Source organism: Xanthomonas sp. CFBP 8445 (assembly GCF_025666235.1).
GTDB classification, from domain to species: Bacteria; Pseudomonadota; Gammaproteobacteria; order Xanthomonadales; family Xanthomonadaceae; genus Xanthomonas_A; species Xanthomonas_A indica.
The window spans coordinates 2,874,686-2,899,396 of record NZ_CP102594.1; the positions used below are offsets into that span (position 1 = coordinate 2,874,686).

General features: G+C 68.3%; 24 protein-coding genes. 14 read left to right on the forward strand and 10 right to left on the reverse strand.

Annotated features, from left to right (window positions below):
- Positions 1 to 47: 47 nt before the first annotated feature.
- The 4 genes from NUG21_RS12275 to NUG21_RS12290 all read right to left on the reverse strand — a co-directional run bounded on the left by NUG21_RS12275 (position 48) and on the right by NUG21_RS12290 (position 4,966).
- A complete protein-coding gene (locus tag NUG21_RS12275; RefSeq protein ID WP_263390994.1) occupies positions 48 to 3,020 on the reverse strand; it encodes a TonB-dependent receptor in 2,973 nt (990 codons plus the stop codon).
- 105 nt (positions 3,021 to 3,125) lie between these two features.
- Positions 3,126 to 4,139 carry a LacI family DNA-binding transcriptional regulator gene (locus tag NUG21_RS12280; RefSeq protein WP_263390995.1) on the reverse strand — a complete coding sequence of 338 codons (1,014 nt, stop codon included), beginning with the start codon at positions 4,137 to 4,139 and terminating at the stop codon, positions 3,126 to 3,128.
- Positions 4,140 to 4,385: 246 nt separating this feature from the next.
- Positions 4,386 to 4,670, reverse strand: a complete 285-nt coding sequence (locus NUG21_RS12285) for a BolA family protein (protein ID WP_263390996.1) — start codon at positions 4,668 to 4,670, stop codon at positions 4,386 to 4,388.
- On the reverse strand, positions 4,667 to 4,966 hold the full coding sequence (locus NUG21_RS12290) for a YciI family protein (RefSeq protein ID WP_263390997.1): 300 nt from the start codon (positions 4,964 to 4,966) through the stop codon (positions 4,667 to 4,669). Before NUG21_RS12290 ends, NUG21_RS12285 begins: the two co-directional genes overlap by 4 nt.
- A gap of 373 nt (positions 4,967 to 5,339) precedes the next feature.
- On the opposite strand from NUG21_RS12290, the gene NUG21_RS12295 reads away from it, so the two are divergent.
- From NUG21_RS12295 to NUG21_RS12305, 3 genes are read left to right on the forward strand one after another with little or no spacing between them, the layout of a single operon-like run.
- Positions 5,340 to 6,281 (forward strand): segregation and condensation protein A, encoded by a 942-nt coding sequence (locus NUG21_RS12295; protein ID WP_160947356.1) that lies wholly within the window; start codon positions 5,340 to 5,342, stop codon positions 6,279 to 6,281.
- 22 nt (positions 6,282 to 6,303) lie between these two features.
- Positions 6,304 to 7,263, forward strand: a complete 960-nt coding sequence (scpB, locus tag NUG21_RS12300; protein WP_263390998.1) for an SMC-Scp complex subunit ScpB — start codon at positions 6,304 to 6,306, stop codon at positions 7,261 to 7,263.
- The gene (locus tag NUG21_RS12305; protein WP_263390999.1) at positions 7,256 to 8,803 is read left to right on the forward strand and encodes a pseudouridine synthase; all 1,548 of its coding nucleotides are present in this window, start codon (positions 7,256 to 7,258) and stop codon (positions 8,801 to 8,803) included. The genes scpB and NUG21_RS12305 overlap by 8 nt, the downstream gene beginning before the upstream one ends.
- A 170-nt stretch (positions 8,804 to 8,973) precedes the next feature.
- On the opposite strand, the gene NUG21_RS12310 is transcribed toward NUG21_RS12305, so the two are convergent.
- Positions 8,974 to 9,420: a hypothetical protein gene (locus NUG21_RS12310; RefSeq protein ID WP_019796372.1), complete on the reverse strand. Its 447-nt coding sequence runs from the start codon at positions 9,418 to 9,420 to the stop codon at positions 8,974 to 8,976.
- A 246-nt stretch (positions 9,421 to 9,666) separates the two neighbouring features.
- Between NUG21_RS12310 and NUG21_RS12315 the strand changes: the two genes are divergently transcribed.
- On the forward strand, positions 9,667 to 10,374 hold the full coding sequence (locus NUG21_RS12315) for a hypothetical protein (RefSeq protein WP_237473245.1): 708 nt from the start codon (positions 9,667 to 9,669) through the stop codon (positions 10,372 to 10,374).
- 202 nt (positions 10,375 to 10,576) lie between these two features.
- Here NUG21_RS12315 and NUG21_RS12320 read toward each other — a convergent pair whose 3' ends face one another.
- The 4 genes from NUG21_RS12320 to NUG21_RS12335 all read right to left on the reverse strand — a co-directional run bounded on the left by NUG21_RS12320 (position 10,577) and on the right by NUG21_RS12335 (position 13,847).
- The gene (locus NUG21_RS12320) at positions 10,577 to 11,014 is read right to left on the reverse strand and encodes a hypothetical protein (RefSeq protein ID WP_019796370.1); all 438 of its coding nucleotides are present in this window, start codon (positions 11,012 to 11,014) and stop codon (positions 10,577 to 10,579) included.
- A gap of 478 nt (positions 11,015 to 11,492) precedes the next feature.
- The gene (locus tag NUG21_RS12325) at positions 11,493 to 12,320 is read right to left on the reverse strand and encodes an amidohydrolase (RefSeq protein ID WP_019797615.1); all 828 of its coding nucleotides are present in this window, start codon (positions 12,318 to 12,320) and stop codon (positions 11,493 to 11,495) included.
- Positions 12,317 to 12,625 (reverse strand): hypothetical protein, encoded by a 309-nt coding sequence (locus tag NUG21_RS12330; protein WP_019797614.1) that lies wholly within the window; start codon positions 12,623 to 12,625, stop codon positions 12,317 to 12,319. The genes NUG21_RS12325 and NUG21_RS12330 overlap by 4 nt, the downstream gene beginning before the upstream one ends.
- Positions 12,626 to 12,698: 73 nt before the next feature.
- Entirely contained in the window at positions 12,699 to 13,847 is a 1,149-nt protein-coding gene (locus tag NUG21_RS12335; protein ID WP_263391000.1) for a pyridoxal phosphate-dependent aminotransferase, read from the reverse strand.
- Positions 13,848 to 14,053: 206 nt separating this feature from the next.
- On the opposite strand from NUG21_RS12335, the gene ccmA reads away from it, so the two are divergent.
- From ccmA to NUG21_RS12385, 10 genes are all read left to right on the forward strand, one after another.
- A complete protein-coding gene (gene ccmA / locus NUG21_RS12340; protein ID WP_010343781.1) occupies positions 14,054 to 14,701 on the forward strand; it encodes a heme ABC exporter ATP-binding protein CcmA in 648 nt (215 codons plus the stop codon).
- A complete protein-coding gene (gene ccmB, locus NUG21_RS12345; protein ID WP_263391001.1) occupies positions 14,698 to 15,393 on the forward strand; it encodes a heme exporter protein CcmB in 696 nt (231 codons plus the stop codon). The genes ccmA and ccmB overlap by 4 nt, the downstream gene beginning before the upstream one ends.
- 105 nt (positions 15,394 to 15,498) lie before the next feature.
- Complete coding sequence (ccmC, locus tag NUG21_RS12350; protein ID WP_263391002.1) at positions 15,499 to 16,248, forward strand: heme ABC transporter permease CcmC; 750 nt, start codon at positions 15,499 to 15,501, stop codon at positions 16,246 to 16,248.
- Positions 16,245 to 16,421, forward strand: a complete 177-nt coding sequence (locus tag NUG21_RS12355; protein WP_010343776.1) for a heme exporter protein CcmD — start codon at positions 16,245 to 16,247, stop codon at positions 16,419 to 16,421. The genes ccmC and NUG21_RS12355 overlap by 4 nt, the downstream gene beginning before the upstream one ends.
- Positions 16,418 to 16,867 carry a cytochrome c maturation protein CcmE gene (ccmE, locus tag NUG21_RS12360; RefSeq protein WP_242081132.1) on the forward strand — a complete coding sequence of 150 codons (450 nt, stop codon included), beginning with the start codon at positions 16,418 to 16,420 and terminating at the stop codon, positions 16,865 to 16,867. Before NUG21_RS12355 ends, ccmE begins: the two co-directional genes overlap by 4 nt.
- A 210-nt stretch (positions 16,868 to 17,077) precedes the next feature.
- The gene (locus tag NUG21_RS12365) at positions 17,078 to 19,012 is read left to right on the forward strand and encodes a heme lyase CcmF/NrfE family subunit (RefSeq protein WP_263391003.1); all 1,935 of its coding nucleotides are present in this window, start codon (positions 17,078 to 17,080) and stop codon (positions 19,010 to 19,012) included.
- Positions 19,009 to 19,617 (forward strand): DsbE family thiol:disulfide interchange protein, encoded by a 609-nt coding sequence (locus NUG21_RS12370; RefSeq protein ID WP_184502603.1) that lies wholly within the window; start codon positions 19,009 to 19,011, stop codon positions 19,615 to 19,617. The genes NUG21_RS12365 and NUG21_RS12370 overlap by 4 nt, the downstream gene beginning before the upstream one ends.
- A complete protein-coding gene (locus NUG21_RS12375) occupies positions 19,614 to 20,069 on the forward strand; it encodes a cytochrome c-type biogenesis protein (protein WP_263391004.1) in 456 nt (151 codons plus the stop codon). Before NUG21_RS12370 ends, NUG21_RS12375 begins: the two co-directional genes overlap by 4 nt.
- Positions 20,070 to 20,073: 4 nt before the next feature.
- Positions 20,074 to 21,108, forward strand: coding sequence for a tetratricopeptide repeat protein (locus NUG21_RS12380; protein ID WP_263391005.1), 1,035 nt, complete (start codon positions 20,074 to 20,076; stop codon positions 21,106 to 21,108).
- A 312-nt stretch (positions 21,109 to 21,420) separates the two neighbouring features.
- Positions 21,421 to 22,533 (forward strand): homoserine O-acetyltransferase MetX, encoded by a 1,113-nt coding sequence (locus NUG21_RS12385; protein ID WP_160947342.1) that lies wholly within the window; start codon positions 21,421 to 21,423, stop codon positions 22,531 to 22,533.
- A gap of 251 nt (positions 22,534 to 22,784) precedes the next feature.
- Here the strand turns inward: NUG21_RS12385 and NUG21_RS12390 are convergent, their stop codons facing one another.
- On the reverse strand, positions 22,785 to 24,665 hold the full coding sequence (locus NUG21_RS12390; RefSeq protein WP_263391006.1) for a S8 family peptidase: 1,881 nt from the start codon (positions 24,663 to 24,665) through the stop codon (positions 22,785 to 22,787).
- Positions 24,666 to 24,711: the final 46 nt, after the last annotated feature.

Below are 24,711 nucleotides of genomic sequence, written 5' to 3' on the forward strand. Positions count from 1 at the left end.
TTCCGCATCGCCGCGGCCCCCGTGCGAGGGAGCCGCGGCGACCTTGCTTACCAGTTCAAGCCAAACGACAGCTTGAACGTCCGCATCGGCGAGGCGAGCACGCCGTTCGGCGTGCCGAACGCCGTGTTCAGGTCGGCATAGGTGCCGGTATCGGTGCTGTAGTCCGCGTAGTTGGTCCAGTTGAACAGGTTGATGACATCGGCGCGGACGTTGAACTTGATGCCCGAGCCGGTATCCCATTCCTTGTTCGCCGCCAGGCTGAATTCCTTGTAGCCCAGCGTCGCATCCGGCTTGTACTGGATGATATAGCACTGGTCGTTGCCCGCCAGGCAGTTGGTGCCGTAGCGCGGGGTCTGGCTGGCCAGCGACAGCTTGGCCGACAGGGTGATGTCGTACGGCAGGTCGTAGATGCCGGTGACCACCAGGCGGTTCTTCGGGATGCCGCCGGCCTCACGCCAGCCGTAGCCGGCCATCGACGGCTGGTCCAGCGCGTAGTGCTCGCCGTACTGACGGTTCTCCTTGGCATCGGAGAAGGTATAGGCCACGGTCAGGCCCCAGCCGGACTCCTTGTCGTAGGGCTTGTCCAGCTTCAGCGCCAACTGGTTGTTGCGCGTCTTCAGGCCGTTGGTGCCGAGCACGATCGCGCTGTAGCCATTGGGCGAGTCGGTGGGCACGCCAGAGGTGGTGCCGGGCAGGAAGAACGAGCCGTCGGCACGACGGTTGCCGCGCAGGAACACGAAGCCGTCCTCGCTGACGATGCGGCTCAGGGTCACGTCCGTGTACCAGTCGTTGCCCCAGAAATGCACCATGTTGCGCATGCCCAGGCTGAACTGGTCGGAGTACGGCACCTTGATGTTGTTGTCGATCAGGTACACCTCGCGGCCACCGCCGGTGCCGGCGGTGGTGGAGGCGGCCAGCCCGTTCAGGCCGGCCTGGGTCGCATAGCTCGGATCCCATTCCACGCACGGCTGGCCGAGGCACGGCGTGTTGGCGCTGTTGAAGTAGTAGCTGTAGGAGCGGAAGTTGTTGTTCAGCTGCTCCAGCGCCAGGTAGTCGAACAGGTTGCGGTCGTAGGCACGGCCGGCACCGCCGTAGATCACGTGCGCCTGGTCGCCGAACAGGTCGTAGGAGAAGCCCAGGCGCGGCTGCCAGGCATCCTTGAACGCCTTGCGGTTGTTGCCGGTGCTGATGTAGTTGGCGATGTCGTAGTTGGCGTTGTCCAGGTTGCGCCAGTTCAGCAGCGCGCTGGCGACGTCGGCGGGGGTGACGAAGTCCAGGAACGACGGGGTCTTCTCGTAGTCGTAGCGCACGCCCAGGTTCAGGGTCAGGTGCTCGTTGACCTCCCAGTCGTCCTGCAGGTAGATGCCGTACTGCTTGTTCTGCGACTGCACCGAACCGCCGTCGCCGGTGTCGCCGAAGCGCACCCGGTACGGCGTGCCGACATCGCTGAGGATGTTGTAGTAGTACTGCGGATTGGCCGGATTGATCTGGGTCGAATCGAGCTGGATGTCCTTGTACTTCAGACCCATCTTGATGGTGTGGCTGCCGTGCCAGTCGAGGCTGTTGAGGGTCAGGTCGTCCTGCAGGGTCCAGCCCTTCTGGCCCTTGTTCTGGAAGCTGCTGCCGGCGCCGGCGCTGAGGATGGTGGTCTCGTTGCCGGCCTGCGGCACGTAGGACAGCACGTAGCCGCTGCCGTCGGTGAGCGGGGTCTGGGTCCAGAACGCGCTCTCGTAGCTCAGGTTCAGGTCGTTGAGGAAGGTCTCGCCGCTGTACTGCCAGCGCAGGTTGGCGCGCTTTTCCTTCTGCCCGTTGGTGCTGCCGTGCTGGTAGGTGGTGGTTTCGCCGATGTCCGACAGCTCGTCTTCCTTGCGGTACTTGCCGGTCAGCTCGAACAGGTTGTTGTCGCCCAGGGTCCAGTCGATCTTGCCGAAATACAGGTCTTCCTTGAACGGCGTGCTGTAGGTGGCGACCAGCGGCTGCAGCTGCGCCGGCAACTGGTCGACGCGGTCGGCGTAGATGCCGCCGGGGATCACCGTATTGGGCGTGGTGTATTCCTTGGCCTCATAGGCCACGAAGAAGTGCGCGCGGTCCTTGAGGATCGGGCCGCTGAAGGTGGCGCCGTACTGGGTCTCGGAGAAGTCGTCGCGCTGGCCGGCCTTGCGCTCCAGCGGGCTTTCGGCGCGCCAGTCGTCGTTGGTCGTATCCCAGAAGAAGCTGCCGTGGAAATCGTTGGTGCCGGACTTGGTCGAGGCCACGATCGCCGCACTGCTGACCTGGTCGAACTCGGCCTTGTAGTTGGAGGTGATGACCTTGTACTCGCCGATCGCCGATTGCGGGAACGGATTGCCGCGGCTGGAATCCTGGCCGCTGACGCCGCCGGTCAGCACGTAGTTCTTCTGGCTGATGCCGTCGATGTAGACGTTGGTGCCGTTGGCCGAGGTCGCGCCGGAGCGCACCGTGGTGTTGCCCTTGGCGTCGCGCTGGAACTGCACGCTCGGCACGCTGTCGGCCAGTTCGAGGAAGTTGCGCGTGGCCTGCGGCAGCTTCTCGATCTGTACGTTGGAGATGTAGGTGGCGTTCTCCGAGGTGCGGGTTTCCACCAGCACCGGCGGCGCCTGCACCTGCACCGCGTCGAGCGTGGTCGCGCCCTGCCCGTTGGCAGTGGCCGCTTCGCCGCCCACGCCCAGGTCCAGGGTGGCGGTCTGGCCGACCTGCACGGTGACGTTCTGCGAGGTGGTCTTGCCGTCGGCGGTGACGTCGATGCGGTAGGAACCCGGCGGCAGGCCGCCGACCGAGTAAGTGCCGTTGCTGGTCTGCACGCTGCGGCTCAGACCGGTGGCGAGGTTGGTGGCGGTGACCTGCGCGGACGCGGCCGGCGCCGAATCGACCTTGACCTGGCCACGAATGGTGGCGCCGGTGCTTTGCGCGAATGCCGGCGCGGCGCCCAGCAGCAGGCAACTGGCGAGGGCGCAGCTCAACAGCTTGCGCGTGGGCCGGGCGGAGTGCGGGGTGTGTTGCATGTGGGGTTTTCCCTCCAGGAAGACGTGAAGCTCGTTATGGGTGGTGCGTGGTGCTTCGATCAAACGAAGTTGAACAAGCGATGCGGCGCGAAACACCGCGTCGCATCAGGAACGGGCCGTGCTGGAATCGCGCACGACCAACGTAGGAACCAGGGTCTGTCGCCGTCCATCGTCCGCGTCGGGACGATCGATCAGTTGCAGTAGGCGATGCATCGCCTGCTCACCAAGCCCGGCGATGCTGACGCGCATGGTGGTGAGAGACGGGTGAACGAAACGCGCCAGCGGAATATCGTCGAAGCCGGCCAACGCGATGTCGTTGGGCACGCGCACGCCGTTCTGGGTGAAGGCGTAGAGGCAGCCGAGCGCGGTCATGTCGTTGGCGGCGAACACCGCATCGGGCAGCGTGACCGCCTGCAGCATCGCCTGCCCCGCGCGATAGCCCGAGGCTTCGTCGAAGTCGCCCGGGAACTCCTGGCCGTGCGCCTGCCCGGGATGACGCGCGATGGTGTCGCGGAAGCCGCGCAGGCGTTCGCGCGCGTCGAAGTTCAGTTCCGGGCCACCGATGAAGGCGATGCGGCGATGCCCCATCGCCAGCAGGTGCTCGGTCATCGCCACCGCACCGGCATGGTCGTCGATGCTCAGTACCGGGTACTCGGTGCCCGGCAGGTGGGTGTTGATCAGCACCGTCGGCAGCGCCTGCGGCAGGTTGTCGGTGAGGAAGCCCGGGCGCTCGGCATACGGCGACAGCACCAGCAGACCGTCGACGCGACCGCGCATCGCGCGCAGCGCCCGTCCCTGCTCTTCCGGGTCGCCGTGGTAGCTGGACACCAGCAGGTGCTGGCGGCGCGCGCGGGCGGCGCCGTCGATGCCGCGGATCAATTCGGAAAAGAACTCGCCGTACAGGTCGGGCAGCACCACCCCCAGGGTCTGGGTGCGGCGGCTGCTGAGGCTGCGCGCCGCCGCGTGCGGGCTGTAGCGCAGGCGCTCGGCCACTTCCAGGACCAGGGTCCGGACTGGCGCGGCCACGTTCTCGTGGCCGTTGAGCGCACGCGACACGGTGGCCACGGAAACCCGGGCCTCGCGTGCAACGTCTTTGATGGTGACCGCGCTCTTCGCCATCGTGCCGCCCTCCGCGGCAGAGACCTTGAGAAACTGGCGCGGACTGTAATCGTTTTCAGCGCGAGGCAGAAGCCCTTTGTTATTTTTCCAATAAAACTCTTATTTTTCAGTTACTTGAATAATGCGACACCAGTCGAAATCGTGCCGCAATGCAACATAATCCAGGTACAGATTCCGCTTTTCCGCGGGATCCACACTCCTGTTTGGACCTGCTTTGGACCTGCGGCACCCCTTCGCCGCAGCGCGTCAGCGGGCGGCGCCCGGCACCTCGGCGCGGATCGACAGCGCATGGATGTCGGTCTGCATCATCTCGCCCAGCGCCGCGTAGACCGCGCGGTGCCGGGCCAACGGCGCCATCCCGGCGAAGGCCGCACTGACGACCCTTACATTGAAATGTCCACGGCCATCGCGCGCGCCGACATGGCCGGCATGGCGATGGCTGTCGTCCTCCACCTCCAGCGCCTGCGGCGCGAACGCCGCCTCCAGCGCAGCACGGATCCGCGCCACCCGCTCGGCGCCGACCTGGCTCATGGCAGCACCTTGCGGAACGGCCGCACCTCGACCCGCGCGTAGACCCCGGCCTCGACGTACGGATCGGCCTCGGCCCAGACCCGCGCCTCGGCCAGCGAGTCGAACGCGGCCACCACCAGGCTGCCGCTGAAGCCGGCCGGGCCCGGATCCTCGGCGTCGATCGCCGGGCACGGCCCGGCCAGCAGCAGCCGTCCGGCCTCCTGCAGCTGGGTCAGCCGCTGCAGATGCGCCGGTCGCGCCACCGCCCGCCGCGGCAGCGCATCGGCCACGTCATACCCCTCGATCACGTACCACATCGCGTATCCGCCCTCGTTCCATCGTCAGAGACGCGCCATTGTAGGACCTGCCCCGGTGCGGCGGCGCTGGACACCGACCCCGCCGGCGCATTACCCTTGGTTCCATTGCACGCGGCCGGATGCAGCGGCCCGTCGGTGATCGGCGACCCCAAGCCCCTTCCGACGACCGATTCGCTGCCTGACACCGCCCGCGCAGACGTCCTCCTCTGCAGTTCCCGCCGCCACGACACGCGTGGCGTGCGTCGTGTGTCTTGTTGAAGTACCGAGCGCGTTGCGGGGACGACGTGCCATTGAACCGCAGCACTGCCGGCAAGGAGCCGCGCCGGGTCGCGCCTGCCCGGCCCTTCGCTACCGCAACACCGATGTCCAACCGATGACCTCCGAACTCGCGCTCGACGCGAACCCGCCAACCCAGACGAGCCCGCCACAGCAGCAGGAAATGCCGCTGGCGGTCGTGCATGGGCAGCCGGTGCTGCAGATCCCGCAGGATCTGTACATCCCGCCGGACGCGCTGGAAGTGATCCTGGACGCGTTCGAAGGCCCGCTGGACCTGCTGCTGTACCTGATCCGCCGGCAGAACCTGGACATCCTGGACATCCCCGTCGCCGAGATCACCCGGCAATACGTGGACTACATCAACGTGATGCAGGAGCTGCGCTTCGAACTGGCGGCCGAGTACCTGGTGATGGCCGCGATCCTGGCCGAGATCAAGTCGCGGATGCTGCTGCCGCGGCCGCCGGCCGAAGACGGCGAGGAAGTGGACCCGCGCGCCGAACTGGTCCGCCGCTTGCAGGAGTACGAACGCTTCAAGCAGGCGGCCGAGGACATCGACGCGCTGCCGCGGCAGGACCGCGACACCACCCCGGCGCACGCCCACGTGCCGGACCGCGCCGCAGTCAAGCTGCCGCCGCCGGTGGAGCTGAAGGAAATGCTGCTGGCGCTGTACGACGTGCTCAAGCGCGCCGAACTGTTCAGCGGCCATGCGATCAAGCGCGAGGCGCTGAGCGTGCGCCAGCGCATGGGCGACGTGCTGGGCCGTCTGGACGACGGCAAGTTCCACCGTTTCGAATCGCTGTTCAGTGCCGAGGAAGGCAAGCTCGGCGTGCTGGTCACCTTCCTTGCGCTGCTGGAACTGGCCAAGGAGCAGTTGCTGGACATCGTCCAGGAGCCGCTGGCGCACGTCCCCGCCGAGGCCACCGAGCGGCCGCCGATGCCACCGATCTACGTCAAGTCGCTGGCGCTGGGCAACACCAACGCGCCGCTGCAGTTCAACAGCGAGTTCGACGACAGCGACGCCGCCGACGCCACCACCTGAGTCCCCGAGAACCCGCCCCCGCATGGATCAAGCGCTGATCAACCGCATCGTCGAGGCCGCCCTGCTCGCCGCCAACCAGCCGTTGCCGCTGGCGCAGTTGCACGGCCTGTTCCCGGAGGAGGAGCCCGCGCCGCCGGGCAGCATCGAGCGCGCGCTGGAACTGCTGCGCGAGGCCTGCGAGGGCCGCGGCGTGGAGCTGGTCGAAGTGGCCTCCGGGTTCCGCTACCAGGTGCGCAGCGACGTGCACGCCTGGGTGGCGCGGCTGTGGACCGAGCGCAAGACCCGCTACACCCGCGCCACGCTGGAGACCCTGGCGCTGATCGCCTACCGGCAGCCGATCACCCGCGGCGAGATCGAGCAGGTGCGCGGCGTGGCGGTCAGCAGCAACATCATCCAGGCGCTGGAAGAGCGCGAGTGGATCCGCGTGGTCGGGCACCGCGACGTGCCGGGCAAGCCGGCGCTGTTCGGCACCACCAAGACCTTCCTGGACTATTTCGGGCTCAAGCGCCTGGACGAACTGCCGCCGCTGTCCGAACTCAAGGACATCGGCGAGCTGGAACCGCAGCTGCCGCTGGACCGCGACGCGCTGCCGGTCGGCGACATGGCCCAGGCCGGCGCCGCGCCGGGCGAGGACGCCGACCAGGGCGACACCACGGCGCAGGCCGCGGCCGCCAACGAATCCGCCGCGCCTGCCGCGACGGCGCAGGCAGACGCGGCCATGACCGCAGACGCCACGGACACCGACACCAGCGACACCGCAGTACCGCACACCCCCGCGACCGACGACGCCGACGCGCCGACGGCCACGGATTCCACGACCGCCCCGACGGGCGAACCCGAAGCCGCGCCGGGAGAGCGCGCGGCGGATGCGAACGAAGCCGAAGACAACGCCGTCGCGACGACGACCGTGGCTGTTGACGATGCCGATTCCGAACCACAGGCCGACGCGCAACGCGCCGGCCGGAGCCAAGTAAATGAGTGACACCTCCCGCAAGCTGTCGTTGAACAAGCTCTCGCTCAAGCGCGACGCCGCTGCCGCCGAGCAGCCGAAACTGGAAGAACGCCTGCACAAGGTCCTGGCCCAGGCCGGGCTGGGGTCGCGCCGGGCGCTGGAACAGCGCATCGTCGACGGCCTGGTCAAGGTCAATGGCGAGGTCGCGCAGACCGGCATGTCGATCCGCAGCGGCGACAAGATCGAGCTGGACGGCCGCAGCTTCGTCGCCAGCGCGCTGACCGAGCCCTCGCGCGTGCTGATCTACAACAAGCCCGAAGGCGAAGTGACCACGCGCGAAGATCCCGAAGGCCGCCCGACCATCTTCGAGGCGCTGCCGGCGCTGAAGGGCGCGCGCTGGATCGCGATCGGCCGCCTGGACATCAACACCACCGGCCTGCTGCTGCTCACCACCGACGGCGAGCTGGCCAACGCGATGATGCACCCCTCCTACGAGATCGAGCGCGAGTACGTGGTGCGCGTGCGCGCCCCGGAAGGCGAAGAGACCGTGCCCGACAGCATGATCGAGCGTCTCTCGCGCGGCGTACTGCTGGAGGACGGCGGCGCCAAGTTCGACGAGATCGAACGCATCGGCGGCACCGACTCGCACGACTGGTTCCGGGTGGTGGTCAAGGAAGGCCGCAACCGCGAAGTGCGGCGCCTGTGGGAATCGCAGGGCTGCCAGGTCAGCCGGCTCAAGCGCACCCGCTACGGCAAGATCGCGCTGCCGCGCGAACTGCTGCGCGGGCACTCGATGGAGCTGGCGCAGGACAAGGTCGAGGCGCTGCGCGCCGAACTGAAGCTGGAGGAAGGCACCCCGTCGGCGCTGACCCTGCAGCCGGTGATCGGCCAGCGCAAGGCCGCCAAGGCCACCGTGCAGGTCGGCCGCGGCGGCAACGCCTACGTCAACGGCCACAACACCGCCGACGAAGGCCGCGAGCTGCGCCGCTTCGACACCTTCCGCGAGGACCGCGGCCGCGGCCGCGGCGGCAAGAAGCCGCACGGCGGCCTGACCGTCAGCGGCGAAATGGCCGCCAAGCAATCGCAGAAGCCGTTCAAGCAGCGCACGCCGAAGGGCCCCAAGCCGCTGCCGGACGGCAACCCGGCGGCGTTCCGCACCTGGTACGTGCCGGACGGCGTCAGCACCGGTCCGACCGGCCACCGCAACGCTGGTCCCGGCGGCCGCGGCGGCCAGGGTCAGGGCCAGGGGCGTCCTTATGCCAATGCCAAACCGCGTCCGGCCGGCGCCGGTGCGGGCGCTGGCGGCCAGGGTCGCGGCCAGGGCCAGCAGCGCAAGGCGCATCCCTACGGGCATCCGGGTAACGCGCCGAGCTTCCCGTCCGATCACGCCACCCCCGGCTTCAACCCCTACGGCGCCGCGCCGCGCGCCGCGCGCCCGGCCGGCGGCCAGAAGCGCGGCCCGGGTCCGGGCGGGCGCCCCGGCGGCGGCAACCGCCCGGCCGGTGGGCGTCCGGGCGGCGGCGGCCGTCCTGGTGGCGGCGGCAACCGTGGCGGCAACCGCGGCGGCTGAGTGACGGCGCCGACGCAGCCTGCGTCGGCCAGCCCGCTCCCGACAAGGGCGTCTGCGCAAGCGACGCCCTTTTTCGTGGGCGCTACCGCTAGCCGGAATGGAGCGCGCCGCTGGACGGCGGCGTCCGCGCCATGGACGCGAGACGGTCCGCATCGCGGCCGCCTGCTCGCTCACGCATCGACAGGATCGTTCTTGCAGTCCGCAAACCCCGCGGAGACCTGCCTGGCGGTCCAGTTGCCATGGGAAGATTTCGAGACCAGCAACGCCGAGGTCGCGTTGTAGCTGGGGGCGCGTGTCTCGCCGGGCCTGGCCAATCCCGTGTCATGGAAGCACAAGCGCACGGACGTGGCGTCGGCCGACAGCACCTCGAAGCGCATCATCCAGCCCTTGTCAGTCTGGAGCAGACGCGCACCATCGGCGGTTTTCGTGACATCCACGAAACCATAGTCCGCGAACGTCGTCTTCCCCGGCAGGCGGCGCGGGCCGACCGAATTGGGGAACGAGGTCAGGTCCAGATGCTGGATGACCGCGTCCGTGATGCCCGCCTGCGGCGGCGCGGCCGGGGACGAAGCGCTGACCCCAAGCGCGACAAAGCCAACCAGCATTCCGGGGTTCATGCGGACGATCTCGCGTGCAGAGGCAGGATCGGATGATAGGCGCCGGGAAAGGCGGCATTCAATGGTGAGGGCCGTGACGGCTGCAGCCGAAGCGGCCCCGATGGCATCCCCGCCATTGCATGACATCCGTGTGGCGATACCAGGGCGCCCGACCATTGCGCCGTTCGCCCTGCGCGAACGAAGCCGATATCCTGGCGCATCTGGCGGCCGCCGCGGGTGGCCGCCCCTCACCGACCAGGAATCCCGATGACACGGAAGATGAAGATCGCCCTGCCGCTGCTGATCGCCGGCGTGCTGAGCCTCGGCGCCTGCCAGAAGGCGCAGCAGAAGGCCCAGGAAGAGATCGCCGCGGCGCAGAACCCCTACCCCAAGGATTCGCCGCTGCACGCGCCGTTCGATCGCATGTTGCGCAAGCTGGCCAGCGATCCGCGCTATGTGGCGCTGCTCAAGCAGAGCGGTCCGCAGGCGCAGCAGGCCGGCTTCCAGCTGGCGCAGAACGGCATCGCGCGGCTGGATCACGCCACGCTGGAACAGCGCCTGGAGATCCTGTCCCAGGTGAGCGAAAAGGTCGATGTGCCGCAGTGCGCGGTGCTGGCCCGCGGCGGCAATCCCAACGATGCGCAGGCGCTGAGCGCGGCGATGCTGTCGGGGCTGGAAAAGCTGCCGCAGGCGCAGATCGACCGCTGGTTCGATGCCTCCCTGAAGGCCACCGACGCGGAGTTGAACAAGACCCCGCCGCAGACGGTGGCGCCGGCGCAGATCCAGGCGGCGATGAGCACCCTGGTCAAATCGCTGCCTGCCGATCAGCAGCAACGTCTGATGCGGGTGTTGCCGCAGATCACCAAGGCCAGCGACGAGGATGCCTGCTGGACGGCGCGCACCCTGTACCGCCAGGCGCTGGCCACCCCGGAGCCGGTGCGCGGCCAGCTGGCCTGGGTGTTCGCGCAGCAGTAAGCGCGCCGTAAGCGCGACGCGCGTCCTCGTGCGGGGGCGCGTCGCCGGGTCGCATTGCACGCCAGACACGTGGTCGGCTTGCGGTTGGCAACCACAAAAAACCCTTGACGCAAAAAAGAATCCAGGCGCACTGCGCCTGGATTCGATCAGTTGTCTTTGTGTCCGCCTGGCTGCGACACGATTGCAGCCAGCGCGCGGCGCCTTACTTGCGGCGCTCGATCACGAAGTTGCCGACGTTGACGCCCAGATCGACGCCTTCGCCGGTGCCGGCCAGGGCCAGCGAGATGTCACCCTTGGTGACGACCTGCGCGGTGCTGGACTTCACCACGCCGGCATGGGCTTCGGCGGCGGCATAGGTGCCGAACAGATCGTTGAGGCTGTAGGCGCCGCTGAAGGTGCCGCGGCCGCCGACGATCTTCGACTTGCCGACGGTCAGGCCACCGCCCTTGCTGCTGATCTTGACCGGAATCACCGCGCCGTCGTTGCAGGTGATGGTGCCGGTGCCCTTGGCGGTCTTGTAGAACACCGACCAGCCCGACAGGTTGAAGGACAGCTTGCAATCGATGTTGCCGGCGGCCTGGGCCTGCGGCGCCAGGGCGGCCGCGCCCAGCAATGCGAGCAGGGAAAGCGACTTGATCATGTGGGCATTCCGGTGAGTGGACCAAGCGCGAGCGTAGCAATGGGATTGTCGCGGCCGCGACAAGGTTGCCGGGGCGCGGCGCATGCGTTCAGCAGGCATTTCCACTCGCGGCAGGCAGGACCGGTTCCGGCCCGGCCGGAGTACATGCAGGACGCGACCCCGACGCCAAGCATCTCCAAAAACGCGTTTTCTGCGCCTCGGCCGGGTTGCCTCGTTGTTTTGTTGGGTCAACCGTCATGCAGCCGCGACACGCGAAGCGGCGTGCTTTCCGATGGCGCAATGCGTCGGGACTGAAGTCCCTCCCGCAGTGAACCGGCCAAACTTGCCGCAGCATGGTGCGGGCCGGGCTATTGCCGCGTTTTCGAAATCAGCCGCGACAGGCGTTGCAGGGAGAGCCCGTCGCGGCTGAAGCCGCTCCTACAACGAGGGCCTTCAGGGATAGCAAAGGTGAGCTCTCCGGCGTCACTGGAGCCGCAGGCTAATCGTCCAGGCTGAAAGCGTCGGCATCGAGCATGGCCGGGAAACGCGCGCGGTGCGCGGCCAGCGCGGCGGCGGAGATGGTGGTGGTGGCCACCTGCTCGCGCTCGCGGATCTCCAGTTGCGGTTGCCCGAGGAAATCGATCACCGCGCTGTCGCCGGCATAGTGCAGCTCGTTGCCGTCCACGCCGACGCGGTTGACCGCGGCCACGAAGCACAGGTTCTCGATCGCGCGCGCGCGCAACAGCGTGCGCCAGGCATAGGCGCGCGCCGACGGCCAGTTGGCGACGAACAGCTGCAGGTCGAAATCCAGCTGGCCCGGGCGCTCCACGTCGTAGCGGTTGCGGCAGAACACTGGGAAGCGCAGGTCGTAGCAGACCTGCGGATTGATCCGCCAGCCCTTCCATTCCACGCACAGGCGTTCGCGCCCGGCGGCGTAACGCAGGTGTTCGTTGCCGTAGCGAAACAGATGACGCTTGTCGTAATGCTGCAACGTGCCGTCGGGCGTGGCCCACAGCAGGCGGTTGAACACCTTGGCCTCGCCATCGGCGCCGGGCACGCGCAACTGCACGCTGCCGGTCACCGCCGAGCCCAGCCGCGCCGCCTGCTCGCGGATCCAGGCCACGGTCGGCCCGTCCATGTCCTCGGCCTGCGCCAGCGCGTCGTTGGAGAAGCCGCTGGTGAAGGTCTCCGGCAGGATCACCAAGTCGGTGACGCCGGCCAGCGGCGCCAGCAGTTCGGCGTAATGCGCGCGGTTGCCGGCCGGATCGTGCCAGCGGGTATCGCCCTGGACCAGCGAGATCCTCAGATCCTGTGCTACCTGTGTCATCCCCAACGTACTCCGATGCAGATCGTGCCGACCAGGCACAGCAGGCCCAGTGTAGGCGTTACCCATGGCAGGTGGCGCACCAGTCGGTTGGCCAGCGTGCCCCGCTCCTGCGGCGTCAGCAGCGCAAGGTAGCGATCCACATAGGCCTGGCGCCGGAACGGCACCACCCCGACATCCATCCCGACACGCTGACCGCGATCGGCCAACCCGGTCAGCACATGCCCGCAGAACAGTGCCCCGTCGACCACCGCACAGACCGCGCCCAGCCCGAACGTGACCCCGAAATAGATGCCAGCGATCGACATGCCCCACCCCATACCAGGAACCCGCTTCTACGATTCCCCATTCCCGAATCCCCAATCCCGGCGCTTACGCGCGCTACAGCGCGCGCAAGCGCTCGATCGCCGCATCCAGCGTCGCCTCGTTCTTGGCGAAGCACAGCCGCGCCAGGCGCTGCCCTTGCGGCGGCTCCTGGTAGAACGGCGACAGCGGGATCGCCGCCACGCCCTTTTCGATGGTCAGCCACTTCACGAACTCGGTGTCGGGCAGGTCGCTGACCGCCGAATAGTCCACCAGCTGGAAATAGCCACCCGGCACCGGCAGCGGCTTCAGCCGGGTGCCCAGCAACTGTTCGCGGAAGCGGTCGCGCTTGGCCTGGTAGAACGCGCCGAGCTGCTCGTCGTGCTCGGGCTGCTCGCGGATCATCGCGGCGAAGGCGTGCTGGGCCGGGCCGAAGCTGGCGAAGGTGTTGTACTGGTGGACCTTGCGGAACTCGGCGCTGAGTGCCGGCGGGGCGATCGCGTAGCCGATCTTCCAGCCGGTGCAGTGATAGGTCTTGCCGAAGCTGGAGACGACGAAGGCGCGCGCGCGCAGTTCCGGCCAGCGCAGCACCGACTCGTGGCGGCGGCCGTCGAACACGATGTGCTCGTAGACCTCGTCGGAGACCAGGAAGATGTCACTGCCGCGCAGCAGCTCGGTCACCGCCTGCAGGTCGTCGGCGCCGAACATCGCCCCGGACGGGTTGTGCGGGCTGTTGAGCATCAGCAAGCGGGTGCGCGGGGTGATCGCCGCGCGCACTCGCTCCCAGTCCACGGCGAAGCTGTGCGGGTCCAGCGGCACGTGCACCGCACGCGCGCCGGCCAGGTCGATCGCCGGCTCGTAGCTGTCGTAGGCCGGATCCAGCACGATCACTTCCTCGCCCGGGCGCACCACGGCGTGGATGGCGTTGAATAGCGCCTCGGTGGCGCCGCTGGTGACGGTGACCTCGGTGTCCGCATCGACCTGGGCGCCGTAGCAGCGCAGCGCCTTCTCGGCGATCGCCTGGCGCAGCGCCGGCACGCCGGTCATCGGCGGGTACTGGTTGTGGCCGTCGCGCATGGCCTGGTCCAGCGCCTCGATCAGCCGCGGCGGCACCGGGAAGTCGGGAAAACCCTGGCCCAGGTTGACCGCGCCATGCTCGGCGGCCAGTTGCGACATCACGGTGAAGATGGTGGTGCCCACCTTGGGCAGCTTGGTCTGCGGATGCATGCGGGGGATCTGCGGGCAGCGGGAAAACGCCGAGTGTACGCAAAGCCGCTTGCCGGCGATGCGCCATGCCCCGCCGCTCGCCTGCAACAGCGCACGCGCATCGCCGCGTGTGGCCGCCGCCGGCATCCGCCGGACGCCCGCATGCCGATACAATGCGCGCCTTCCCTTGCCGCCCGCCGCCGCGCCATCCGCCGCGGCCTTCGCCGATGACCGATCCGCTGTACACCCCGCCGCCGCTGCTGGCCGCGCACGGGCTCACGTTCGCCCGCGACGACGCGGCGGTGTTCGGTCCGCTGGATTTCCACCTGGATGCCGGCGAGGCGTTGCTGGTACAGGGCGACAACGGCGCTGGCAAGACCACCCTGCTGCGGGTGCTGGTCGGCCTGCTGCGCGCCGAGGCCGGGCGCATCGAGATCGACGGCCATCCGGTGCGGCGCGGCGACCGCGCCCGCTTCATGGCCTACCTGGGCCACCTGGGCGCGCTGAAGGCCGACCTGAGCACCCTGGAGAACCTGCACTACCTGTGCGGCCTGCAGGGGCGCCGGGCCAAGCAGATGCCCGGCAGCGCGCTGGCCATCGTCGGCCTGGCCGGCTACGAGGACACCCTGGTGCGGCAGTTGTCGGCCGGGCAGAAGAAGCGCCTGGCGCTGGCGCGGATGTGGCTGTCGCCGGCGCCGCTGTGGCTGCTCGACGAGCCCTACGCCAACCTCGACCTGGACGGTATCACCCTGGTCAACCGCATGATCGCCGCGCACCTGCGCAGCGGCGGCGCGGCCCTGGTCACCACCCATGGCGCCTATGCCGCGCCGCCGGTGCGCACCCGCATGCTGACCTTGAGCGGAGTCGCCGCATGAGCCTGGCCACGCCGGTTCCTTCCCTCTGGCAGGCCACCCGTGCGCTGCTGGTGCGCGACCTGCGGCTGCTGTGGCGGCGCCGCGGCGACGCGTTGCAGCCGGCGCTGTTCGCCCTGCTGATCGTGGCCCTGTTCGCGCTGGCGCTGGGCAACCAGCCGCGCCTGCTCGGCGAGGTGGCCGGTGCCGCGCTGTGGCTGGCGGTACTGCTGGCCGGCCTGCTGGCGCTGGACAGCCTGTTCCGCAGCGATGCCGAGGACGGCTCGCTGGAGCAGTGGCTGCTGGCGCCGGTGCCGCTGGCCTGGCTGGTGCTGGTGCGGGTGCTGCTGCACTGGGCCACCACCGCCTTGCCGCTGATCGTGGCCGCGCCGCTGCTCGGCGAATTGCTGCACCTGCCGCATGACCGCATGCCGGTGCTGCTGGCATCGTTGGCGCTGGGGACCCCGCTGCTGAGCCTGCTCGGTGCGGTGGTCGCGGCGCTGACGGTGGGCATGAAGCGCGCCGGCATCCTGGTCGCGCTGCTGGCCTTGCCGCTGTACGTGCCAGTGCTGGTGTTCGGCGCCGGCAGCGTGGCGGCGGCGGCGCAGGGCCTGGACCCGGCCGGCGGCCTGCTGTTGCTGGCCGCGGGTTTGGTGGCGGGCCTGGTGCTGGCACCGCTGGCGGCGGCCGCGGCGATCCGCATCTCGCTGAGCTGAGCCGTTGGCGCAGCGGCTCCCGTCGCACCCTGCAAGCACAGTACTCCATCGCCGTTCCGTCGTTGTCGCATCGAAGCCCGCCTCTCGCCAGCTAGAATCGTCCGCATGGCCTCTCTCGTCCGCTGGTTCCACCAACTCGGTTCGCCGCCGACCTTCGATCGCTTCGCGGCGCGCTGGACCCCGTGGTGCTACCTGGCGGCGCTGCTGCTGGCCGGCGTGGGCATCTGGCAGGCGCTGTTCGTGGTGCCGGCCGACCGCCTGCAGAGCGACGCCTTCCGCATCATCTACATCCACGTGCCCAGCGCCTGGATGAGCCTGTTCGTGTTCGGCCTGATGGCCGTGTATGCGGCCATCGCCCAGGTCTGGCGGATCAAGCTGTGCGAGATCCTGGCAATGGCCTGCGCGCCGATCGGCGCCGCCTTCACCCTCATCACCCTGCTGACCGGCAGCATCTGGGGCAAGCCGATGTGGGGCGCCTGGTGGGACTGGGACCCGCGCCTGACCACCGAACTGATCCTGCTGTTCCTGTACATCGGCGTGATGGGCCTGTACCTGGCCATCGAGGACCGGCGTACCGCGGCGCGCGCGGCCGGGTTGCTGGCCATCGTCGGCGTGGTGCTGCTGCCGGTGATCCGCTATTCGGTGGTGTGGTGGAACTCGCTGCACCAGGGCCAGACCATCCGCCTGTTCGGCCAGTCCAGCATGGACCCGAGCATGCTGCCGCCGCTGTGGCTGATGGTGGCCGCGACCAAGTTCTGGTTCGCCGGCTCGCTGCTGGCGCGCGCGCGCGCCGACAACCTGCGCCGCGAGGCCGGCAAGGACTGGGTGACGCAGCTGGCGGAGGCGCGCGGATGAACTACCTGCCGTATGTGGTCGGGGCCTATGCGGTGTTCGCCGGGGTGCTGCTGGCCGATTTCGTGCTGGCGCGGCTGCAGGTGCGCAATGCGCTGCGGGCGGCGCGGCTGCGCGCGCAACGCAAGCGCCAGGCCAAGGCCGAACCGGCGCCGCCGCTGGAGCTGAGCCGATGAACCCGCAGCGCAAGCGCCGCCTGCTGTGGCTGATGCTGCTGGTGCTGGCCGCAGGCCTCACCACCACGCTGGTGGCGATGGCGCTGCAGCGCAATACCGCCTACCTGTATACCCCGGCCGAGGTGCTGTCCGGCAAGACCGGCGCGCACGCGCGTTTCCGCCTCGGCGGCATGGTCGAGAAAGGTTCCTTCCAGCGCGCCCCCGGGTCGCTGCAGTCGCACTTCCGCGTCACCGACGGCGACGCGCAACTGACCGTGCGCTACGACCGCATCCTGCCCGACCTGTTCCGCGAGGGCCAGGCGGTGGTGGCCACCGGCAGCATGCACGACGGCGTGTTTGTCGCCGAGGACGTGTTGGCCAAGCACGACGAGACCTACATGCCGAAGGAACTGGCGGACAAGATGGGGGAAGCGCACGGGAAGCATCGGGTGGGGGGCATGCAGTGATGCGATCGCATCTGGACCCGGGACCCGGGACCCGGGACCCGGGAAAGCGATTGCACGGCGTCTGCAATTTGTCGGCGCATCCATGCATCGGAACTGGCATCGTTCCTTTCTGCCTTGTCCGGAGACCGCTCCGCTCCGCGCTTAACCTACAGACCTCGCATCTGCGCTCTTCCGGGCCCCGGGCCCCGGGTGCCGGGTCCCGGCCACACCATGCTTCCTGAGCTCGGCCAACTCCTGCTCATCCTGGCGCTGCTCACCGCGACGCTGCAGGCGGCGCTGCCGCTGGCCGGTGCGCAGCGCGGCGATGCACGCTGGATGGGCGTGGCGCGGCCGGCGGCGTTCGCGCAACTGGCGCTGGTCGCCGGCGCCTTCGCGACCCTCACCCATGCCTTCGTGACCCAGGATTTCTCGGTGGCCTACGTGGCCGAGAACTCCAACTCCTTGCTGCCGCTGGTGTACCGCTACTCCGCGGTATGGGGCGCGCACGAGGGCTCGCTGCTACTGTGGACGTTGATCCTGGCGCTGTGGACCGGCGCGGTGGCGCTGTACTCGCGGCGCCTGCCGGCCCCGGTGGTGGCGCGGGTGATCGGCACCCTGGCGCTGGTCAGCGCGGGTTTCCTGGCGTTCCTGCTGTTCACTTCCAACCCGTTCGCGCGGCTGCTGCCGGCGCCGCTGGAAGGGCGCGATCTCAATCCGCTGCTGCAGGATCCCGGCCTGGTGATCCATCCGCCGCTGCTGTACGCCGGCTACGTCGGCTTCGCGGTGCCGTTCGCGTTCGCGGTGGCGGCGTTGCTGGACGGCCAGGTGGACGCGCGCTGGCTGCGCTGGACGCGGCCATGGACCAACGTGGCCTGGGGCTTTCTGACCATCGGCATCGCCCTCGGCAGCTGGTGGGCGTACTACGAACTGGGCTGGGGCGGCTGGTGGTTCTGGGATCCGGTGGAGAACGCCAGCTTCATGCCGTGGCTGGCCGGTGCGGCGCTGCTGCATTCGCAGGCGGTCACCGAGAAGCGCGGCAGCTTCGGCGCCTGGACCCTGCTGCTGGCGATCGCCACGTTCTCGCTGTCGCTGCTGGGCACCTTCCTGGTCCGCTCGGGCGTGCTGACCAGCGTGCACTCCTTCGCCGCCGATCCTGCCCGCGGCCTGTTCATCCTGGTGTTCCTGAGCCTGCTGTGCGGCGGCGCACTGCTGCTGTACGCGCTGCGCGGCGGCCGCGTGGCGGCTGCGGCCGACGAGGCGCGGCAGCGCTTCGCCCCGGCCTCCCGCGAGACCCTGCTGCTGGCCAACAACCTGCTGCTGACCTGCGCCTGCGCCATGGTGCTGCTGGGCACGCTGTATCCGCTGCTGGCCGATGCGCTGGACCTGGGCAAGCTGTCGGTGGGGCCGCCCTATTTCGGCACCTTGTTCATCGTGCTGATGGCGCCGCTGGTCGCGCTGTTGCCGTTCGGGCCGCTGACCCGCTGGCAGCGCGAACAGGCATCGCGGCCGCTGGCCCTGCTGGCGCCCTGGGCCGGCTTGGCCCTGATGGCCGGCGCGATCGGTTTCTTCCTGGCACCGCAGGGCGCGTGGAAGACCGCCGCCGGCGTCGCCGCCGCCACCTGGGTGCTGCTGGGCACCGCGCGTTTCGTGTGGAGCCGGCGCCAGCTCAAGGGCAGCCGCTTCACCGCCGAAATGCTGGGCATGACCCTGGCCCACACCGGCATCGCGGTGTTCCTGGCCGGCGCGCTGCTGGTCGAGGCGCTGGAGCAGCAGCGCGAGGTGGCGCTGGCGCCCGGGCAGCACCTGGACCTGGGCCGCTACCGTTTCGAGCTGCAGGGCCTGGACCAGCGCAAGGGCCCCAACTACGTGGCCGAACGCGCACACGTGCAGGTGCTGCGCGACGATCGCCCGCTGGCGCTGCTGCACCCGGAAAAGCGCCTGTACGCCAGCGGCGGCCAGAACATGACCGAGGCCGGCATCCACCCCGGCCTGTTCGGTGACGTCTACGTCGCCCTCGGCGAGCCGCTGGGCGGCAATGCCTGGGCGATGCGCGTGCACGTCAAACCTTTCGTGCGCTGGATCTGGCTTGGCGCGGCGCTGATGGCGCTGGGCGGTTTCGTCACCGCCGCCGACCGGCGCTTCCGTCGTTCTCCGGAGACCCCCTGATGTCCGCTCCCGCTCCACGTCGCCTGCCGCTGCCCGCCATCCTGCTGGGCGCCCTGTTCTTCCTCGGCCTGCTGGCGTTGATGGTGTATGCGGTGCAGCGCTCCGGCAGTGCCGACCGCGACGCGCTGCCGTCGGCGCTGATCGGCAAGCCGGCACCGGCGTTCGAACTGCCGCTGCTGCACGACGCCTCGATCCGCGTGCGCAGCAGCGAGTTGCTGGGTGCGCCGTACGTGCTCAACGTGTGGGGCAGCTGGTGCCCGGCCTGCCGCGAGGAACACCCGGTGCTGACCCGCTTCGCGCTGAGCAAGCGCGTGCGGGTGATCGGCTACGACTGGAAGGACAACCGCGAGGACGCGCTGCGCTGGCTGGAACAACTCGGCAATCCGTTCCTGGCGGTGCTGTTCGATCCCGAGGGGCGCACCGCGATCGACTGGGGCGTGGCCGCGGCGCCGGAGACCTTCCTGGTCGATGCGCGCGGCGTGGTGCGCTGGAAGCATGCCGGCCCGCTGACCGACCAGATCATCCGCGACGACCTGCTGCCGGCCTTGCAGCAAGCCGAGCGCGACGCCCCGCCGACGCGGGCGCAGGGCAAGGCCACGCCATGAGCCGCGGCCGGCGCGCGCTGCGGCTGGGCCTGCTGGCGCTGCTGGCGTGGTCCACGCTGGCCGGCGCCGAGCCGGTGTCCGATCCGACGCCGCTGGCCTACCGCTCCACCGCCGAGGAAGCGCGCTTCCATGCGCTGACTGTGGAATTGCGTTGCGTGCAATGCCAGAACCAGTCGCTGGCCGACTCGCACGCGCAGATCGCCATGGACCTGCGCCGCGAAGTGCTGGACCTCATGCACCAAGGCAAGTCGGATGCGCAGATCAAGCAGTTCCTGGTCGATCGTTACGGCGAGTTCGTGCTGTACCGGCCGCAACTGGAAGCACGGACCTGGCTGCTGTGGTTCGGCCCCTTGCTGCTGCTGGCCGGCGGCGCCGTGCTGCTGATCCGGATGGTGCGGCGGCGCGCACCGGCGGCCACCGCGCTGCCGCTGCAGGACGAAGAAGAATGGTGAGGCGATGCTGAGTTGGGGCATGTCGGCCGCGGCGGTGGCGCTGGCGGCGCTGGTGTTCGCGGTGGTGTTGTGGCCGCTGCGCGGCCGTGGCCGCAACGGCGCGTTGCTGGCAGTCGCGGTGCTGGCGCTGGGCGTGGCCACGGCGGCGCTGTACGCCCTGGTCGGCACCCCGCGTGCCCTGCAGGCGCAGAACCGCGAGGCGCCACGCACGCTGGAGGACGGGGTCAAGCAACTGCAGGCAGCGCTGGCCAAGGATCCGAATCGCGCAGACGGCTGGGCCTTGCTCGGCCGCAGCCAGTTGTCGCTAGGGCACAACGCCGAGGCCGCGGCCGCGTTCGCGCGTGCGGTGCGCCTGGCGCCGGAGCAGGCGCCGCTGCTGATCGAAGCCGCCGAGGCGCGTGCGTTGGCCAACCCGCAACGGCAATTCGACGAGCAGGCGCTGGCCTGGCTGCAGCATGCCCTGCAACTGGCGCCAGGCAGCGAACGCGGCGCCTGGTTCCTGGGCATCGCCCAGCGCCAACGCGGCCAGGACGCCGCCGCGGCCGCCACCTGGGAAGCCCTGTTGCCGCGCGTGGACGCGGCCACCGCCGCGGCGCTGCGGCCGCAGATCGACGCCGCCCGTCTGGCGGCTGGCCTGCCCGCCTTGCCCGCTGCGGCGGCCACCACGGCGCAGGCGGCAAAGGCGCCGGTGAGCACCGGCCTGACCGTGGCGGTGTCGCTGGATCCGACGTTCGCTGCTCGTGTGCGCCTGCGCGGCGACGCCAGCGTGTTCGTGATCGCGCGCGTCCCGGGCGGCCCACCGATGCCGGTGGCGGTGCAGAAGCATCCGCTGCAGGCCCTGCCGTTGCGGGTGACGCTGAGCGATGCAGACAGCCCGATGCCCACGCAGAAACTCTCGCAACTGCAGCAGGTGCAGGTGGTCGCCCGACTGTCGACCAGCGGCAATGCGATGCGCCAGGAGGGCGATTTGGAGTCGGCACCGGTGACGGTGAGCCTGCCGGCGACTGGGCCGGTGGAGTTGGTGATCGGCACGCCATAGCGAACGCATTCGTGCAGGAGCGACCGTGCCTGATCGGGAACGCCCGGTCGCAACTAGGCAAGACGCCAGCAAGGATGCGAAACGTCGGTGTAGGAGCGGTTTCAGCCGCGACGCGCTTTACCAGGAGGCCTGTCGCGGCTGAAGCCGCTCCTACGCGGCAACAGCGTGTCGGACTGGATCGCTGCGGAAGCGAATGACCAGACGGGCAGTAGATTCGTCCCTGCGTCACTAACGGACGCCATTGCTGCCCGACACGCGCCATCTCGCACCACGCATACGCCGGATGCGCGATGGCGCAGCTAGAATCGGCGCATGACCGAATTCATCCCGCCCGGCAGCCGCTTCCTCGCCCTGCCCTCGCCGTTCCCGATGAAGCGTGGCGGCCAGTTGCACGGCGCACGGGTCGCCTACGAGACCTGGGGCACGCTGTCGGCCGCACGCGACAACGCGATCCTGATCGTCACCGGACTCTCGCCCGATGCACATGCCGCCGCGAATGCCGACGATCCCACGCCCGGCTGGTGGGAAGGCATGCTCGGCCCGGGCAAGCCGATCGACACGCAGCGCTGGTTCGTGATCTGCGTGAACTCGCTGGGCAGTTGCAAGGGCTCGACCGGTCCCGCCTCGCCGCACCCGGACGATGGCCAGCCGTATCGCCTGCGCTTCCCGGAGCTGTCGATCGAGGACGGCGCCGATGCCGCCGCGCAGGTGGTGCACGCGCTGGGCATCGCGCAGTTGGCCTGCGTGATCGGCAACTCGATGGGCGGCATGACCGCCCTGGCGCTGCTGCACCGGCATCCCGGCCTGGCGCGCAGCCACATCAACATTTCCGGCAGCGCGCAGGCGCTGCCGTTCTCGATCGCGATCCGCTCGCTGCAGCGCGAGGCGATCCGGCTGGATCCGAACTGGAACGGCGGCGACTACGACGAAGCCACCTATCCCGAGTCCGGCATGCGCATGGCACGCAAGCTCGGCGTGATCACCTATCGCTCGGCGCTGGAATGGGACGGCCGCTTCGGCCGCGTGCGGCTAGATTCGGACCAGACCGACGACGATCCGTTCGGCCTGGAGTTCCAGGTCGAGAGCTACCTGGAAGGCCACGCCCGGCGCTTCGTGCGCCGCTTCGACCCGAACTGCTATCTGTACCTGAGCCGCTCGATGGACTGGTTCGACCTGGCCGAGCCTGCCGGCGGCGACGTGCTCGCCGGCATCGCCACGATCCGCATCGAACGTGCCCTGGCGATCGGCGCCAACACCGACATCCTGTTCCCGGTGCAGCAGCAGCAACAGATCGCCGACGGCCTGCGCGCCGGCGGCGCACAGGCGCAGTTCCTGGGGCTGGACTCGCCGCAGGGCCACGATGCCTTCCTGGTCGATTTCGCGCGGTTCGGGCCGGCGGTGCGGGCGTTTCTGGACGCGCTGTAAGTGGTGCCTAGCGACAACATCCGCTCGGTCGAGGTGAGCCTACCCCGCACGCATCCGATTCGGTGAATTAGGTCCTTCCGAAACACATCCCCACCCCGGCAAATTGCTCGCACGTAGACGTTGCCAAGGTGGTACACCGGGACCACCGAATGCCGGTGACAGACGGACGCCACCGGCCAAAGAGCAGGAGCACGGCAGATCTTTTGCCGTACTCCTGCCAATCGTTGCAGTAGAACGCCGGCTACGACGAATCAGTTGAACCGCGCCATGTCCGCCAGCGCCGTGTTCTGAATCAGCGTCTCGCCATTGAACTCGAAATAGCGGCCATAAGCGGTGATCACTTCATGCCGATTGTTCTTCAACTCGCGTGTATCGAACTTGCACGGCATTCCCGCCGGACCGTAGTTGCAGATCTGCTGATAGCGCGGAACACTCTGCAACGAGCCTGACCCAAGCAGATTGCCGTTCGCGTCCCACATCCAATACTGCCCGTACGCGTTGACCGACTCGACCAGACCGCCCCATTCCGGGAACACGACCAACGAGCGCGCGTCGAACAAGCAGGGATTTTTCTGATAACACGGTCCGTCGGCGGCGGCGTAGCGCGCCACGGAATTCAGGGATGCGCCCTGCGGCCCAAACGGCTGCCCGTTGGCGTCGAAGTTCCAGTAGCGACCATAGGCGGTGATGGATTCCAGATAACCCACCCCTGGGTAGTTCACTTCAGTGCGGGTTTCAAAAGTGCACACTTCCGCGGACGAAATGAACTGTGGCGAACAGGGCCCATTGCCGCCAGCATAGATGGATGAACTACTCAGCAAGGAGGGCTTTCCGAGCAGTCTTCCCTGTGTGTCGAACCTCCACACATGACCGTAGGCAGTCACCGTTTCGCCACCACCAGGCGCCTCGGCCATGGTGTCGAACGTGCACGGGCTATCCACAAGGAACCTATAGCCAAAGTTGTATCGACAGGCGCCGGCAGCGGTCGCGCCTCCTGACAACGCACGGGCCGCATTGACTGCAGCCTCCGCATTCAGCAGACCGGCACCGCAGGCATTATTCGTGCAGGCCATCGGCGTAGCGGTACCTTGCAAAACGCTCCTTACTTGAGAAGGGGTCAATGCTGGATTCACCGATAGCATCAAACCGACCACACCAGCCACATGCGGCGCCGACATCGAAGTACCGGAGAGATAGCGATAGCAACTCGACCAGTCGTCGTTGTGGTGAACCCACGCAGATAAGACCCCGAGCGTCGTAACACCTGCGCCACCAGTCTTTTCGTTAGTTGCTCCGGAACACCCCTCGATTACCGCTCCATAAACACCCTCTTCCGGCGTGACCCCGCCGCCGGGCGCCATGAGCGTCAATGTCGGCCCGTCGTTGCTGTACGCTGTCTCAAGGTTCATCTGATCTGTCGCGCCGACCGAGATCACCTCCGGACAGGAGGCGGGACTAACATCCGCCACGTCCGATTTTTTATCAGGAGCACCATTTTCGTACTTGATTCCGGAACCATTGTGATTCCCGGCGGAGGTCACGAACGGGACACCGGCAAACAGCGCGGCCGCGATCGCCTTCTGCGTGCGTGGATTGGCGCTGCACTTCTTTCCAGCCTCCGCCATACTCATATTGATGACGTTGGCTCCTTCTTGAACGGCAAGCCCAATAGCGATTGCAATATCCTGATCGCTGGCAGGCGAGGACACCTTTATCGAGAGAATCTCGCACTGAGGGCATATGCCGGCAATTCCGGCTCCATTGCCCGTCTTGGCAGCTATGATGCCCGCCACATGCGTTCCATGAGGGAATACACCCACCGACTGCACCCCGCCCCCAGCATAATAGGTATCACGATACAGGGGCCTATCACCACCGTCTTTCGCCCAATTTATATCTGGATGGCCTGAGTATCCCGAATCGATGATGGCCACCCGCACCTTTTCACCTGACGTTGGCGCAAGTGCCCAGGCTTGCGGTGCGCGAATCGCGGAAAGATTCCATTGCTGCGCCGAAAGTGGGTCGTTTGTTGGCGCCTGTGCATGCAGTACACCACTAAACGCCAGCCCTGCCAACACACCAAGGCGATGCAGCGCGGACAAAGGTTTGTTTGCGAACATTGTTCCAGACATAAGTGAAACTCCTTTTCTCTGATGGGCAACCCCCTGTCACCCGGTG